We start from the raw sequence: 14,228 nt of genomic DNA, 5'->3' as shown, positions 1-14,228 counted from the left end.
GCTCAGAGCCTACGCACGCGGCCGCGGGCCCACACGGTGAGCAGCTGCGGCGCAGCCACGGCCAGCCGGCGGCCCTTGCCGACGACCGCGCGCCGGTTGAGCACGTCGTAGTCCAGCGCCTCGATCTCGTCGAGGATGCCTTCGTACAGCGTGATCGCCGTCCGCACGCAGGGCCGGGATTCGGGACGCAGCAACGGAATTCCGGCTTCGGCGCGCCGGTACACCGCGCGGGCGCGCGACACCGCGACGGCGAGCGCGCGCCGCACGCGCGGGTCGGGCAGCCCGCGCCGGCGTGCTTCCACCAGCAGTTCGCGATCCACGCCGAACACCGAAAGTTCTTCCACGGGAAGGTAAAGCCGGCCGCGGTCGAGGTCTTCGCCGATGTCCCGTAAGAAATTCGTCAGCTGGAACGCCTCCCCGAGCGCCGCGGCGCCGGGTTCGGCTTCCGCCAAGGGACCGATGGTGCCGAACACCGGCAGCATCTGCAGCCCGATCACGCACGCCGAACCGTGGACGTACTCCGCCAGATCCGCGTACGTGGCGTACTCGGTGACGGTGAGGTCCATCCGCATCGAGTGCAGGAACGCGTCCACGAGCTCACGCCGGATGCCGTAGCGGCGCACGGTGTCGGCGAGCGCGGCCAGCACCGGATCGGCGGGCGCGCCCCCGTCGTAGACCTCGTCGACCATCCCGGCCACGTTGTCCAGCGCCGCCTTGGGATCGGTGCCGGGTTCGGGGTTGTCCACGAGCTCGTCGGCCATGCGCGCAAAGCCGTACAGCGCGTGCGCGGCCGGCCGGGCGCGCGCCGGCAGGAGCCGGGTGGCGAGGAAGAACGTGCGGCCGTGGTGGGCGTTGATGCGGCGGCATTCGGTGTACGCGGCGCGCAGGCCGGGGTCCGAGATGCCGGCGGCGTCCAGTTCTGTCACCGGCCGGTGATCCTTTCCGCGGCGAGACGTCCGGAGATCAGCACCGGCGGGATGCCGACGCCGGGGGTGGTGCCGCAGCCGGCGAGCACCACGTTGCCCGCGGCCCGCACGAGGTTGGCGGGCCGGAACGGGCCGGTCTGGGTGAACGTGTGGGCCAGCGAGAACGGTGTGCCCGCGGACATTCCGCGCGCGGCCCAGTCGGCGGGGGTCACGACCTCGTCGACGGTGAACTCGTCGGCGAACCCCGTGAGCCCGCGGGATTCCAGCGTGCGCAGCAGTTCCGCGCGGTAGGCGGGGCCGACGCGCGGCCAGTCGATGCGGCCGCGGCGCAGGTTCGGCGCGGGCGCGAGCACCGACACGATCTCGCCGCCGTCGCCCGCCAGCTCCGGTTCCGTCGCGGTGGGACGTGTGACGAGCAGCGAAGGATCGCTCATCAGCCGGCCTTCGCGCACGACCTCGGCGAACGTCCGGTCCCAGGCGCGGCCGAAGAAGATCGTGTGGTGCCCGAGCTGCGGCCACGACCGTTTCGCGCGCCCGTGCAGGACCACGGCCGAAGGCGAGTAACGCAGCGGAAGCACCCGGCTGGGCCGGGCGCCCAGCAGCCGGTACGCGATGCCGAGCTCTGTGGCGAGCACCACCGCGTCGCACTCGATCCGCTCGCCCGAGCGGGTGCGCACGGCCCGCACCCGCGACGACACCCGTTCCAGCCATGCCGCTTCGGTGCCGAAACGCAGGTCGGCGCCCGCTTTCGCGGCGGCCGCGGCCATCGTGCGCGCGACCGCGCCCATGCCGCCGCGCGGGTAGTAGACGCCGCCGACGGTGTCCATGTACGCGATCACGCCGTACGCGCCGAGCGCCCGCGCCGGGTCCAGCCCCGCGTAGAGCGCCTGGAAGGAGAACAGCCGGCGCACGCGTTCGTCGCGCAGGAACCGCGCGACTTTCGGGCCGAGCCGCCCGAACCCGCCCAGCGCGGCGAGCTTCACCAGCTCCGGGCGCGCGAGGTCGAGCGGTGAATCGAAGTTGGCGCCGATGAAGTGGTCCTTCTGCGCCGCGTACAGGTCGGTGAGCCAGCGCCGCAGCGCGCGATAACCGGCGGCCTCGGCGGGGCCGGCGAACGCGCGGATCTCGGCCTCCATCGCGTCGCCGTCAGTGCGCAGCGCGAGCGTGCTGCCGTCGGCGAAGCGGGCGTGGTAGGCGGGGTCGAGCTGGGTGAGCGGGAGCGTGTCCGCCAGCGATTCGCCGACGGCGTGCAGCGCCTCCTCCACCAGTTCCGGCATGGTCAGCACGCTCGCGCCGGTGTCCACGGCGTTGGCGCCGAAGTCCTGCTGCCCGGCGCGCCCGCCCGGCACCTTGCCCTGCTCCAGCAGCGTCACGCGACGGCCCGCGCCGAGCAGGTGCAGCGACGCCGAAAGACCGGCCAGCCCCGCTCCGACCACCACCACGTGGTCGGTGGGTCCGGAGACGGTCTTGGTCACGAGGTCCGCCGCGTCGCCTTGCCGACGAGGTCGGCCAGCGCGGCCGGAGCCGGCTCGGCCAGGTGCGCGCGCTCGAGGGCGGCCATCGCCGAGGCGGTGAGGTCGTCGATGCGGTGCTCCACGGCGTCGACCGCGCCGACGCCGGTCAGGGCTTCGCGCACGGCGTCGACGGCCGTGTCGGACAGGTCGGCCTTGCCGATGGCGCCGGCGATCACCTTGGCGGCGGTGCGGTCGCCCCGCTCGTCGGCCAGCTGCAGGCCCAGGGCCACGAGCAGGGTGCGCTTGCCCTCGCGCAGGTCGTCGCCCGCGGGTTTGCCGGTCACGGACGGGTCGCCGAACACGCCGAGCAGGTCGTCGCGCAGCTGGAACGCCACGCCGACGTCGCCGCCGAACTCGAGCAGCGTGTCGACGAGCCGGTCGTCGGCCCCGGCGAGGGCGGCGCCCAGGTGCAGCGGGCGCTGCACGGTGTAGGCGGCGGTCTTCAGCCGGTCGATGCGCAGCGCGGCCTCGGGCGACGCGTCGCCGACGGCCTGCGTGCGGACGTCGAGGTACTGCCCGGCCAGCACCTCCGTGCGCATGGCGCGCCAGGCCGGGCGGGCCTTCGCCAGCGTCTGGGCGGGCAGCGGGGCCTCGGCGAACATGTCGTCGGCCCACGCGAGCGCGAGGTCGCCGACGAGCACCGCCGTGGCCAGCCCGAACGTCGCGGGCGAACCCAGCCAGCCGTGGTCGGCGTGCACCTTGGCCGACGCGACATGCACGGTCGGGTTGCCGCGGCGCGAGTCGGAGGAGTCGATGAGGTCGTCGTGGATCAACGCGCACGCCTGGATCAGCTCGAGGCTCGCCACGACCTGCAGCGCGCCCTCGGCGGCTTCCCCGGACGCCGGCCCGCCGGCTCCGCGCCAGCCCCACCACGCGAACGTCGGCCGGATGCGCTTGCCGCCGCACATCACGAAGCCCGACAGCACGTCGATGCCCGCCGCGACACTCGGCTCCGTGCGCACGATCTCGTCGCCCGCACGGTCGAGGAACGCGGTCAGCGCACGCTCGACGTGGGCAGGCAGATCGTCGTCGAAACCGGGCGCGTCCATGCCGCCATCATCCGGGGCGCGGGCCCGGCCGGTCGCGCCGGGTGCCCCCGATGTGGCGCACGAGACGCCGGATGCGGCTGACCGCCCGCGGGTGCTCAGGCCCACCCGGCCTGGCGTCGTCCTGGTGGTGGGCATCGGCGGCCGGGTCCCGCCCGCCGACGTGATGCCGGGTCTCCGGGAGCCCGGCAGGCCCGCTCAGCCGGTCCAGAACTCGCCGGGCAGCCCGGCGGCGGTGAAGTACGCGGCGGCTTCGGCCGGTTCCCGGCGCTGGTAGCCGTACTCCAGCCGCCCGGCGTACCAGCCTTCGGCCAGGCGCCACAGAGCCGGGAGGTCGAGCACGGCGCCCTTCTCCATCCCCGTGCGCTCGGTCCATTCGTCCACACAGGACTCGCCGCAGAACAGGCGCTGCACGGAACACGTGTGGCGCACGTCGTCCCACATCCGGGCGGTCGGCACGGGGAAATGGGCGACCTGCGGCCCTTCCGGCGGCGCTTCGCGGCTCACGACGAGGGCCGTGGGCTCGGTGCAGCACGGGCAGCGCGTGGCGACCAGCACTTCGGGCTCGGCGCGCACCAGGTGCGGGATCGCGAACGAGTCCCACGCGCAGCCGCCCCACCACAGCGTGCGCTCGCCCATCACGGAGAAACCCAGCGGAATCGCCGCGAACGGGTGGGCCAGCACCACGTGCTCGCACTCGTCGAGGACCAGGTGGCGGGCGTCGGCGAGGCGGTGCAGCGCCTGCTTGGCCACGGCGAGCGAACCGTGGGCCGCGTCGGCCAGCTCCGGTGCTGTGGGCGCGCGTCCGTGGGCGGCGAAGGCCTGGTACACGGCCACTCGCACGTCTTCGTCCCAGGCGGTGTCGTCTTCGCGGCTCATGACTGGCTCCTCGCCGGAGGGTGCGAGTCCGACGGTACCCGTGGCCAAGGCCACGCGCCGCGGCTCCCAGCGTCCGGTTCCGCCCACTAACATGTCCTTTCATGACGTCGGTGATCGAGCGGTTGCAGGGGGACGGGCCCCGGTTCTCCATCGAGTTCTTCCCGCCCCGCGACGAGGCCGACGAGGCTGTGCTGTGGCGCTCCATCCGAGAGCTCGAGCCGTTCGACCCGGCGTACATGTCGATCACCTACGGCGCGGGCGGCTCGAGCCGCGACGGCACGATCCGCAGCATCGCCCGCGTCGCCACGGAGACCACGCTCTGCCCGATGGCGCACCTGACCGCAGTCGACCACTCGGTGTCGGAGCTGCGCAACGTGATCGGCTGGTACGCGGCCGTCGGCGTGCGCAACATCCTCGCGCTGCGCGGCGACCCGGCAGGCGAGGTCTACGGCGACTGGGTGCCGCACCCCGAAGGCCTGACGTACGCCGAGGAGCTGGTGGAGCTCATCCGCTCGCTGGGCGACTTCTGCGTCGGCGTGTCGGCGTTCCCCTACGGCCACCCGCGGTCGCCGGATCTGGAGTCGGACACCAAGTACCTCGTGCGGAAGTTCCGCGCCGGGGCCGATTTCGCCATCGCACAGCTGTTTTTCGAGGCCGAGGACTTCCTGCGGCTGCGCGACCGCGTGGCCGCCGCGGGCTGCGACGCGCTGGTGCTGCCCGGCATCATGCCGCTGACCACGCTGCGCACCCTGCACACCACGATCAAGCTCTCCGGCGCGCCGGCGTCGCAGCGGCTGCTCGACCGGCTGGAACCCCTTTCGGACGATCCGAAGGCGTTCCGCGCGGCCGGGATCGACGCTGTCACCGAATTGGGTGAGAAACTGATCGCCGAAGGCGTGCCGGATCTGCACTTCTACACGTTCAACCGGTCCAAGGCCACGCGCGAGGTGGTGACGCGCCTCGGGCTCGTGCCGGCGCGCGCGTAAGTCCGTACCCCCGGCAGGGCCCAGGCCGGTACGGTTCGGCCCATGGCTTCCACCGAACACAGCGTGCACGGGATTTCCGACCGGTACGTCGACGACTACGCGGCCGTGGACCCGGTCGCCGCCACCATGCTCGGCGTCGCGGGATACGACGACCAGCTCACCGATTACTCGCCCGCCGGCCACGCGGCCCGGGCCGCGCTCGCGGCGAAGGCGCTCGCGGAGGTCACCGCCGCCGAGCCCGCCGACGCGGGGGAGCGGGTCGCGAAGGCGGTGTTCACCGAGCGCGTGGGCCTGGACGTGGAGATCCACGACGCCGGTCTCGACGTCGCCGCGCTGAACGTGATCGCGAGCCCGGTGCAGGACCTGCGCATGGTGTTCGACCTGATGCCGATGGACACGCCCGAGCAGTGGGCCGACATCGCGGCCCGCCTGAAGAAGGTGCCCGACGCACTCGCGGGGGTGCGCGCGTCGCTGCTGACCGCGGCCGACGCGGGGCGTGTGTCGGCACTGCGGCAGGTGGGCAAGGTCGCCGAGCAGTGCGAGACCTACGCCGGCCTCGGCGAGGGGCCGAGCTTCTTCACCGGCCTCGTGGGCAGCGCCGGCGAGGTGGGTGCTGCGTTGTCCGGCGACCTGCGGGCGGGCGCCCGCGCGGCCGACGAGGCGTTCGCGGAGTTCGCGGGCTTCCTCCGCGCCGAGCTCGCGCCGAGGGCTCCGGCCAAGGACGCCGTGGGCGAGGACGTCTACCGGCTGTGGTCGCGCTACTTCATCGGTGCCGAGCTGGATCTGCGCGAGGCGTACGAGTGGGGCTGGCACGAGTTCGCCCGCATCGACACCGAGATGCGTGCGGTGGCCGAGCGGATCCGCCCGGGCGCGTCCGTCGCGGAAGCCGCCGAGGCGCTCGACGCCGACCCGCGCTACCGCGTTCAGGGGCGTCCGCAGTTCGAGGCCTGGATGCAGTCGCTGTCCGACGAGGCCCTGAAGTCCTTGCGCGGCAAGCACTTCGACATCCCCGACCGGCTCATGGCGCTGGAGTGCCGCATCGCCCCGCCGGGCGGCGGCGTCGGCGCGTACTACACCGGGCCGAGCGAGGACTTCACCCGTCCGGGGCGGATGTGGTGGTCGCTGCCGGCGGACAAGGACGAGTTCACCACCTGGCGCGAAGTGTCCACTGTGTACCACGAGGGCGTGCCGGGCCACCACCTGCAGATCGCGACGGCCGTCAACCAGGCCGCGTCGCTCAACAAGTACCAGCGGCTCATGACCTTCATCTCCGCCCACGGCGAAGGCTGGGCACTGTATTCCGAGCGCCTCATGCAGGAACTCGGCTACTTGTCGGACGACGGCAACCTCCTGGGCATGCTCTCGGAGCAACTGTTCCGCGCCGCCCGCGTCGTGGTCGACCTCGGCATGCACCTGGAACTGGAAATCCCGCGCGGCACGGGTTTCCACGAGGGCTCGCGCTGGACCCCGGACCTCGGCCTGGAGTTCCTGCTCACGCGCACCATCACCGACCAGGCCCACGTCCGCGACGAGATCGACCGCTACCTCGGCTGGCCCGGCCAGGCCCCCGCGTACAAACTCGGCGAACGCCTCTGGCTCGCCGCCCGCGACGACGCTCGCCGGCGGCTGGGGGACGCGTTCGACATCAAGCAGTTCCACACGCGGGCGCTGGAGATGGGCGGGATGGGGCTGGACACGTTGCGGGAGCAGCTGGCTTTGCTGAACTGAGTCGCCGGGGTTTCCGCGCGGGGTGTCCAGCCTGGTTTGCCCGCGCAGCCCCGAATTCCCGAGTTGTCCACAGCTGCCTCGAGTTGTGGACAGCTCGGCCCCAGATCGGCTCGACGCCGGGTTTTGTCGGTGGGGGCCGATAGAATGGACATGGGCGCGCCCCCCTCGGGGAGGGCGGGGGATGTCCGCCGCGGGTGGTGGCCTTGCAATAGGGCTGCGAGCGCCATCTTCCCTTGCTCCGTCCCAAAACCCATGGCCCCACCATCGCCCCACCCCCTAGACTCCCGCCCGTGCACCGGATCTTCCTCGTCACCCCGCCCCCCGCGCTCTGAGCGGGGTGGTGTCCGCCGCGTGAGTCCGCCACAGGACTCCGCGGCTGATCAGTGCTGCACGAAACTGCACGAAAAACCGCCCCGCGTCGTCGATGTCCGAAATCCTTCGACGCTGGAGCGTTGTCCATGTCTGTTGTCCTGTCCGAGCGCGCCCGTGGGTCGGTCGCGCTCGTCGTCGCCGGGGTGTTGTGGGGGACCGGGGGGTTGGCCGGGTCGTTGCTCGGGCAGCTCGCCGGGTTGCACCCGCTGGCCGTCGCCGCGTATCGGTTGCTGCTGGGGGGCGCGGCGGCGATCGCGGTGTCCGGCAAGGGGATTCCGCGAACGCGCACGCAAATCAAGCGCGTGCTCGTCGTCGGCGCGTTGTTCGCGTTTTTCCAGACGACCTACTTCGCCGCCGTCGCACTCGGGTCGGTCGCCACGGCGACCATGACCACCATCGGCGCCGCGCCCGTCATGCTGACCATCGCCACGGCGATCCGGAAGCGCCGGGCACCGCGATCCTGGACCGTGCTGTCGGTCGTCGGCTCGCTGATCGGCCTGGTGCTGCTGTCCTGGGAGCCGCACGTCGAAACGTCGAATGCAGCCATCGTCCTGGCCCTCGCCGCGGCCGCCGGGTTCGCCGTCCTCACCACCCGCCCGGTCGACGACCCCCTGGCCACCACCGCGTACGGCTGCCTCACCGGCGGCCTGCTGCTCGCTCCGGCCGCCCTCACGCTGGGCATGGCGCTGCCCGCCCGGCCCGACGTGCTGCTCGTCGCCGTCTACTTCGGCGTCGTGCCGACGGCGCTCGCGTATGCCGCGTACTTCAAGGGCCTCACCACGGCCCACCCTGTGCTCGGCGCGCTGTCGGCGCTGCTCGAACCACTCACGGCGACGATCCTCTCCGTCGCCTTCCTCCACGAGCACCTGAGCCCGCAGGCCTGGGGCGGCGCGGCACTCCTGACCGCGGCGCTGGCCGTCGGCTACTGGCGCCCGGAACCTACTTCGGGTCGAGCGGCAGCGGACGGCCGAGGATCGCGAACGGACGCGGGTCGCCCGTGAACTGGTAGTCGCGCAGCACGTCGAGGAAGCCGGTGCGCCGGTACAGCTTCCACGCCCGGCTGGTGCCTTCGGGCGTGGACAGCAGCACGTGGGCGTTCGGGACGCCGTCGAGCAGCCGGCGCAGCAGATCCTCGCCGATCTGCTTGCCCTGGCTCTCGGGGCGCACGTGGATCTCGGTGAGCTCGAAGTAGTCGCTCATCCACCGCTCGGCCTCCTCGGGGCCGGAGCGGCGGGTGAGGCCGTGGCGCACCTGCTCGTGCCACCACTGCCCGGCGCGGCCCTTGTACCCGTAGGCGAGGCCGAGCAGCACGTCGTCGGCGTCGAGGGCGGCCACGCAGCGCCAGCCCTCGCGCAACGCGTGGGTGAGCCACATCGGCGCACGCTGCTCGGCCGTGCCTTCGGGGTACTGCATGGCCTTCACGTAGATGGCCAGGGCTTCGGGCAGGCGTGTGCGGAACTCGTCCGCGGACAACTGCACGTATCGGGAACACCCGGAGGACATGGCGGTCACGGCTGTCCATCCTCCACTCCCGCCGCGAGCGCGCCTGGGGTGCCCCCGGTCAGCTCGACGAGCCCGTCGAACGTCGTCGGGAACACCGACTTCGGGTGCCCGGCCGCGGCCCACACCTCGTCGTACGCGCGCAGGGCCGTGTCCACGAGCGTCACGAGCCGCCGGGGGTGCCCGACGGGGGCGACGCCGCCGATGGGCTGGCCGGTGTGCTCACGCACGAAGTCCGCGTCGGCCTTGCCCACCTCGGCGAGGCCGGCGAGCGCGGCCAGACGGGCCGGGTCGGCTCGGTGCGCGCCGGAGGTCAGGGCGAGCAGGGCCGTCTCCTCGCCACCGGCCGTGCGGGCGCGGAACACGAGGCTGTTGGCGATCGCGCCGACCTCGACCCCGAGCGCTTCGGCGGCCTGGGCCGCGGTGCGGACCTCGGCCGGCAACACGCGCACACCCTCGGCGGCGGCCTGCTGGCCTGCTTCGCTCAGAGCGGCTGTGACCTTGGCGACGGCGGGATGGTCGAGGGAGCTCATCCGGTTATGAGATCACGCCGACGGCACCGTGTCCCGTACCACGTCCCCGGATTCCACCGGCGGGGTTGAGAGAACGCGGCACCGGGGGTTACTCTGGAAATCGTTCGAACAGACGTTCGACATCCGGTGAGTGTTCACCGGCAGGTGCCCGGCGAGGGGCGGGGGAAGCGCCCCGCAGCCGAGCACCTGCCGGACTCGCCCGAGCGGGAGGAGGGTCGTCATGTCCGTCTCGGTCGTGTCCCCTGACCCCGGGCAGCCCCATCTGCCCCTGTCGCTGCGCCCGCCGGCACCCCCGGCGGCGGCCACCCTGCTCGCCCAGGCCAAGCGTGGTCTGGCCGACGCCGAAAACGAACGTGATCCCGCCGAGCGGTTCATCGGCGCCTACCTCTCGGCTCTGCGCGGTGCGGCGGCGGTGCTCGCCGTGCGCGGTCGGCCACGCCGGGGCCGCGGCCGTCCCGCCAGCGGCTGGGTGCTGCTCGACGCCGTGGCGCCGGAGCTGCAGGAGTGGTCTGCCTTCTTCGCGGCCAACTCGGCCACGCGCGCGGCCGCCGAAGCCGGCATCACCGGAAAGGTCACGGCCGAGTCGGCCGCGAACCTGCTGCGCGCCACCGGTCTGTTCCTCGAGCTGGTCCGCCGGCTCGTCCACGGCCTGCCCATCTCCGGCCAAGCCCATGTCGCGTGAGCTCGGTCCGGTCGACCACGGCCGGTTGCTCGAAGCGCTGGAGATCGAAGCGCGCGTGCTGGGGGAGGTGGCGCACGCGGCGTCGGCCGAGGCGCCGGTGCCCACGGCCCCCGGCTGGACGCTGGGGGAGCTGCTGCGCCATGTCGGCAGCGTCCACCGCGTTACCCTCGGCTGGCTGCGCGAGGGCCACAAGCCCGCGCAGTGGCAGCGCATGCCGCGCCAGGACGAAACGGTCGCGGAGTACTACGCCTCGGGCTGCGACGCGCTGATCGCCGAGCTGGCCGCCCACGACCCGGCCGACCACGCGGCCACCTGGTGGGCTGCCGACTCGACCTACGGCTTCTGGCGCCGCCGCACGCTCCACGAAACGCTCGTCCACCGCGTCGACGCCGAGCGCGCCGCCGGCGTCGACCACCCGGCCGTGCCCGCCGACCTCGCCACCGACGGCGTCGACGAGGCCCTCACCCTGTACTTCGGCCACAAGCTCGCCCTGCTCGGCCTCACCGGCACCCGCCACGGCACCGTCGGCATCCGGACCGGCGGGCACAGCTGGATCGCCCGCGCAGGCCCCGAAACCATGGACGCGTGGCGCTGCTCGCCCGAGGAGGCCCAGTCCGCCGACGAACTCGTGAGCGGCGACCCGGCCAACGTCTACCTCTGGCTGTGGGGCCGCGCCGCCCCGACCGCCGTCGTCTCCTCGCGCGGCCACGACCTGGCCGCCCAACTCTGGGCCTTGCTGCGGCTGGCCACCCGCTGAACCGGAAAGTGGGGAAGCTTCCCCGGTTCCTGTCGGTGGTCGCCGCTACCTTCGGCTCATGACGACGCCCCGCCGGACCGTCGACAGCCTGATCTTCGACAGCCTCGCCGTCGACGCAGTGCGGCCCCTGGACCTCGCCGGGTTCTGGGCCGCGCTGCTGGGCTGGCAGCAGCACGGCCCGGACGTGCGGCCCCCGGACACCGACGGCTGCGAGTTCGCGCTCGCCTTCGTCCCCGAAACGACCGCCAAAACGCACAAGAACCGGCTCCACCTCGACCTCGCCAGCCGCACCCTCGGCCACCAGCGCGAGGTAGTGGCCGAGGCTCTTGCGCTCGGTGCGCGGCTGGTGGACCTCGGTCAGGGCGACGTCCCTTGGGCGGTTCTCGCCGATCCCCAGGACAACGAGTTCTGCGTGCTGGAGCCCCGCCCCGAGTACGCCGACACGGGCGCTCTCGCCGCGCTCGTCGTGGACTCCCGTGGCCCCATCGGCCTCGCCGGCTTCTGGTCGGCGTTGATCGGGTGGCCGGTGACGTCGACCCTCCCGGAGATCACCGGTGTGCGCAGCCCTTCGGGGCGCGGGCCGGCGATCGAGTTCCTGCTCTCGTCGGACGCCAAGCACGGCCGCAATCGCCTGCGCCCCGTGCTGCGCACCTCACCGGGTGAGCCGGCCGAAGCCCGCGATCCCGAAGGCAACGAGTACACGCGCACGCCCTGAAAGTGCACGGTTTCGGTACTGCCGGGAGGACGTCGGTCGGCGAATTCCTGCGCACGATGCTGGAGTCGCACGCGCGGCGAACCTGACCGCGCGGCCGCTTCCGGCGTGAACCCACCGCCGCTGACCACCTTCGCGGCCACCACCCTGCCGATGGCTATTGTCCGACAATCGACAGTTGACTGCCTCACCGTCGAGCAATGACAGTGTGCGTCATGGTGACCAGCAGTGATCACGGAGTCCGCGCCGTCCGAGCGCGGATGCGGGAGCTCCTCGCGCGGCCCGGGTGTGTGGTGGCGCCCGGGTGTCATGACGCGCTCGCGGCGCGGATCGCGCAGGACGAGGGGTTCGAGGCCGTCTACCTGTCCGGCAACGCGGCGTCCGCGGGGCTGCTCGGGCGGCCGGACGTCGGGCTCGCGGATCGGCACGAGATGACCGAGCGAGCACGCTGGGTGACGAGTTCGCTCGATCTCCCGGTGCTCGCCGACGCCGACGCCGGGTACGGCGACAGCCACGCCGTCGCGCGCACGGTGCGCGAGTTCGAGGCGGCGGGCGTTGCCGGGATCCACGTCGAGGACCAGGATCTGCCCAAGCGCTGCGGAGCGATGGAGGGCGTCCGGATCGTCCCCTTCGAAGACGCCGTCGCGAGGCTGCGCGCGGCCCTGAAGGCCCGCACTGACCCCGACTTCCTCATCATCGCCCGCACCGACGCGCTCGCCCTCGGCGACGAGGCCGAAGCCGTGCGGCGGGCCGAGGCGTTCGCCGAGGAGGGCGCCGACCTGGTGATGGTCGAGGACGTCCGGTCCGAGGATCAGGTGCGCCGGCTGCCGAAGCTGCTGCCCGGCGTGCCGCTGCTGTTCGACGCGTTCGAGGTGTGGCCCTGGACGCTGCGGGACACGGCCGAGCTCGGCGAGCTGGGTTACAAGATCGCGATCATGTGCCTGTCCACCACGCTCGCGTACGCGCAGGCCGCCCGCACGGTCCTGCGCGCCATCCGCGACGAGGGGTCCACTCGCGGCGTACTCGACACCCTCATGCCGCTGGCCGAGTACGAACGCGTGCTCGGCATCGCAGAGTTCGAGAGCGAGGCGAAATGACCGTCACCCTCGTCACCGGCGGAGCCGGCGGCTTCGGCCGCGAGATCGGCGCCCGCCTGGCCGCCCGCGGCGACGACGTTGTGCTCGTCGACCGCGGTGACGCCGCCGCGGCCGCCGCCGAGCTGCCGCGCAGCCCGGGGCAGCGCCACCTCGGCCTGCACTGCGACCTGCGCGACGAAGGTTCCGTCGCCGCCGTCTTCGCCGTGACCGAACGCGAGCTCGGCAGCGTGGACACGCTCGTGAACAGCGGCGGCGTCCGCGAAATCGTCAGCATCCTCGACATCACCCTGGCCGAGTGGGACGACGTGCTCGCGACCAACCTCACCGGCACCTTCCTCACCTGCCGTGAGTTCGCCCGCCGCGCGGTGTCCGAAAAGGACGGACCACCCCGCGCCATCGTGAACATCGCCTCGGTCGCCGGCCTCACGGGCATCAGCAACCGCCCGGCGTACTGCGCGAGCAAACACGGCGTCATCGGCCTGTCCCGCAACCTTTCCACGGATCTGGGCCGCTTCCGCATCCGCGTGAACGTGGTCGCGCCGGGCACGATCCGCACGCCGATGACCGAGAGCTACTACCACGACCAGGACTTCGTCGACTCGCTCACCGCCGTCGTGCCGCTCGGCGCGGGCGGCACGGCCCGGGACGTCGCCGACGCCGTCGCCTTCCTGTCCGGCCCGGAGAGCGGCTTCATCACCGGCGCCGTGCTGCCCGTCGACGGCGGCTGGTCGGCGGAGAAGAGCTACAGCGTCAACACCAACAGCGCCTACCACGGGAATGGCCGATGAGCGGGCTCCTCGAACGGCGGACGCTGCGCCAGCAGCTCGTGGACAGCCTCCGCGCCGAAATCGCCTCCGGTGAGCTGGGCGCGGGCAGCGCGCTGGTCGAAAACGCGCTCAGCGAACGGTTCCAGGTCAGCCGCGGCACGGTCCGCGAGGCGCTGCGCGAGCTGCACGACCAGGGTCTGGTGGTGCAACGGCCGCGCACCGGCACGTTCGTGCGCCGGCTCAGCCCGGCCGACATCACCGAGATCTACGACGTGCGCGCCGCGCTCGAAGGGCGCGCGGCCGTGGCGATCGCGCGCTCACCGCTGTGGGACGACTACGCCGACCAGCTCGAGCGGCACGTCGACGAGATGCACCGCGCCCGCGCCGGCACGTTCCTCGACCGCATCCGCCTCGACCTCGAGTTCCACCGCCTGCTGTGCAAGCTGTCCGGCAACAACACGCTCGCCCAGGCGTGGGAGCACCTCGTGACGCAGATGCTCTCGGTCCACGCCGGCATGGGCGAATCGCTGGTCCTTCCGCTGATGGCCGCGGAAGACCACCTGGTGTTCGTCGACGCCATCCGCTCGCGCGAACCCGCCCGGATCCAGGCCACCTTCGACGAGATCATGGCCCACTCCGCGGCCCAGTTGCTCGCTTCGATGCGCGACCCGGCCCGCGGCACCACCGGCTACTCCGATTCCACCCTCCACTAGATCCCCGGTACTCGAC

General features: G+C 72.6%; 15 protein-coding genes. 9 read left to right on the top strand and 6 right to left on the bottom strand.

The features are described from left to right. Positions 1 to 2 precede the first annotated feature (2 nt). The 4 genes from AB0H62_RS41720 to merB form a co-directional block, all read right to left on the bottom strand. A complete protein-coding gene (locus tag AB0H62_RS41720; protein ID WP_220238054.1) occupies positions 3 to 926 on the bottom strand; it encodes a phytoene/squalene synthase family protein in 924 nt (307 codons plus the stop codon). Continuing rightward, a complete protein-coding gene (crtI, locus tag AB0H62_RS41715) occupies positions 923 to 2,401 on the bottom strand; it encodes a phytoene desaturase family protein (protein ID WP_360592007.1) in 1,479 nt (492 codons plus the stop codon). The genes AB0H62_RS41720 and crtI overlap by 4 nt, the downstream gene beginning before the upstream one ends. Beyond that, positions 2,398 to 3,489, bottom strand: a complete 1,092-nt coding sequence (locus AB0H62_RS41710) for a polyprenyl synthetase family protein (RefSeq protein ID WP_360592006.1) — start codon at positions 3,487 to 3,489, stop codon at positions 2,398 to 2,400. The genes crtI and AB0H62_RS41710 overlap by 4 nt, the downstream gene beginning before the upstream one ends. Before the next feature lie 195 nt (positions 3,490 to 3,684). After that, a complete protein-coding gene (gene merB, locus AB0H62_RS41705; RefSeq protein WP_220238057.1) occupies positions 3,685 to 4,365 on the bottom strand; it encodes an organomercurial lyase in 681 nt (226 codons plus the stop codon). Positions 4,366 to 4,466: 101 nt separating this feature from the next. Here merB and AB0H62_RS41700 point away from each other — a divergent pair, with 101 nt between their 5' ends. The 3 genes from AB0H62_RS41700 (at position 4,467) to AB0H62_RS41690 (ending at position 8,452) form a co-directional block, all read left to right on the top strand. Then, a complete protein-coding gene (locus tag AB0H62_RS41700) occupies positions 4,467 to 5,351 on the top strand; it encodes a methylenetetrahydrofolate reductase (RefSeq protein ID WP_220238058.1) in 885 nt (294 codons plus the stop codon). 42 nt (positions 5,352 to 5,393) lie between these two features. Next, on the top strand, positions 5,394 to 7,079 hold the full coding sequence (locus AB0H62_RS41695; RefSeq protein WP_266118352.1) for a DUF885 domain-containing protein: 1,686 nt from the start codon (positions 5,394 to 5,396) through the stop codon (positions 7,077 to 7,079). 458 nt (positions 7,080 to 7,537) lie between these two features. Beyond that, positions 7,538 to 8,452, top strand: coding sequence for an EamA family transporter (locus AB0H62_RS41690; protein WP_360592005.1), 915 nt, complete (start codon positions 7,538 to 7,540; stop codon positions 8,450 to 8,452). On the opposite strand, the gene AB0H62_RS41685 is transcribed toward AB0H62_RS41690, so the two are convergent. Next, positions 8,391 to 8,963 (bottom strand): GNAT family N-acetyltransferase, encoded by a 573-nt coding sequence (locus AB0H62_RS41685; protein ID WP_220238060.1) that lies wholly within the window; start codon positions 8,961 to 8,963, stop codon positions 8,391 to 8,393. The two genes, AB0H62_RS41690 and AB0H62_RS41685, sit on opposite strands and share 62 nt — an antisense overlap. Beyond that, on the bottom strand, positions 8,960 to 9,484 hold the full coding sequence (locus AB0H62_RS41680; RefSeq protein ID WP_220238061.1) for a YbaK/EbsC family protein: 525 nt from the start codon (positions 9,482 to 9,484) through the stop codon (positions 8,960 to 8,962). The genes AB0H62_RS41685 and AB0H62_RS41680 overlap by 4 nt, the downstream gene beginning before the upstream one ends. A 220-nt stretch (positions 9,485 to 9,704) precedes the next feature. Between AB0H62_RS41680 and AB0H62_RS41675 the strand changes: the two genes are divergently transcribed. From AB0H62_RS41675 to AB0H62_RS41650, 6 genes are all read left to right on the top strand, one after another. Further along, positions 9,705 to 10,166 carry an SAV_6107 family HEPN domain-containing protein gene (locus tag AB0H62_RS41675; protein WP_360592004.1) on the top strand — a complete coding sequence of 154 codons (462 nt, stop codon included), beginning with the start codon at positions 9,705 to 9,707 and terminating at the stop codon, positions 10,164 to 10,166. Further along, entirely contained in the window at positions 10,156 to 10,923 is a 768-nt protein-coding gene (locus tag AB0H62_RS41670) for a maleylpyruvate isomerase N-terminal domain-containing protein (RefSeq protein ID WP_360592003.1), read from the top strand. Before AB0H62_RS41675 ends, AB0H62_RS41670 begins: the two co-directional genes overlap by 11 nt. A gap of 58 nt (positions 10,924 to 10,981) precedes the next feature. Then, the gene (locus AB0H62_RS41665; RefSeq protein ID WP_220238064.1) at positions 10,982 to 11,638 is read left to right on the top strand and encodes a VOC family protein; all 657 of its coding nucleotides are present in this window, start codon (positions 10,982 to 10,984) and stop codon (positions 11,636 to 11,638) included. Between the two features lie 212 nt (positions 11,639 to 11,850). Beyond that, on the top strand, positions 11,851 to 12,732 hold the full coding sequence (locus AB0H62_RS41660) for an oxaloacetate decarboxylase (RefSeq protein ID WP_220238065.1): 882 nt from the start codon (positions 11,851 to 11,853) through the stop codon (positions 12,730 to 12,732). Then, positions 12,729 to 13,520, top strand: coding sequence for an SDR family oxidoreductase (locus AB0H62_RS41655; RefSeq protein ID WP_360592002.1), 792 nt, complete (start codon positions 12,729 to 12,731; stop codon positions 13,518 to 13,520). The genes AB0H62_RS41660 and AB0H62_RS41655 overlap by 4 nt, the downstream gene beginning before the upstream one ends. Then, positions 13,517 to 14,212: a GntR family transcriptional regulator gene (locus AB0H62_RS41650; protein WP_220238067.1), complete on the top strand. Its 696-nt coding sequence runs from the start codon at positions 13,517 to 13,519 to the stop codon at positions 14,210 to 14,212. The genes AB0H62_RS41655 and AB0H62_RS41650 overlap by 4 nt, the downstream gene beginning before the upstream one ends. The last annotated feature ends 16 nt before the right edge of the window (positions 14,213 to 14,228 follow it).

The organism is Amycolatopsis sp. NPDC050768, from assembly GCF_040654155.1.
GTDB lineage: Bacteria > Actinomycetota > Actinomycetes > Mycobacteriales > Pseudonocardiaceae > Amycolatopsis.
Note: the sequence above shows the minus strand (reverse complement) of the source record. Positions and strands in the feature narration are given on the sequence as shown.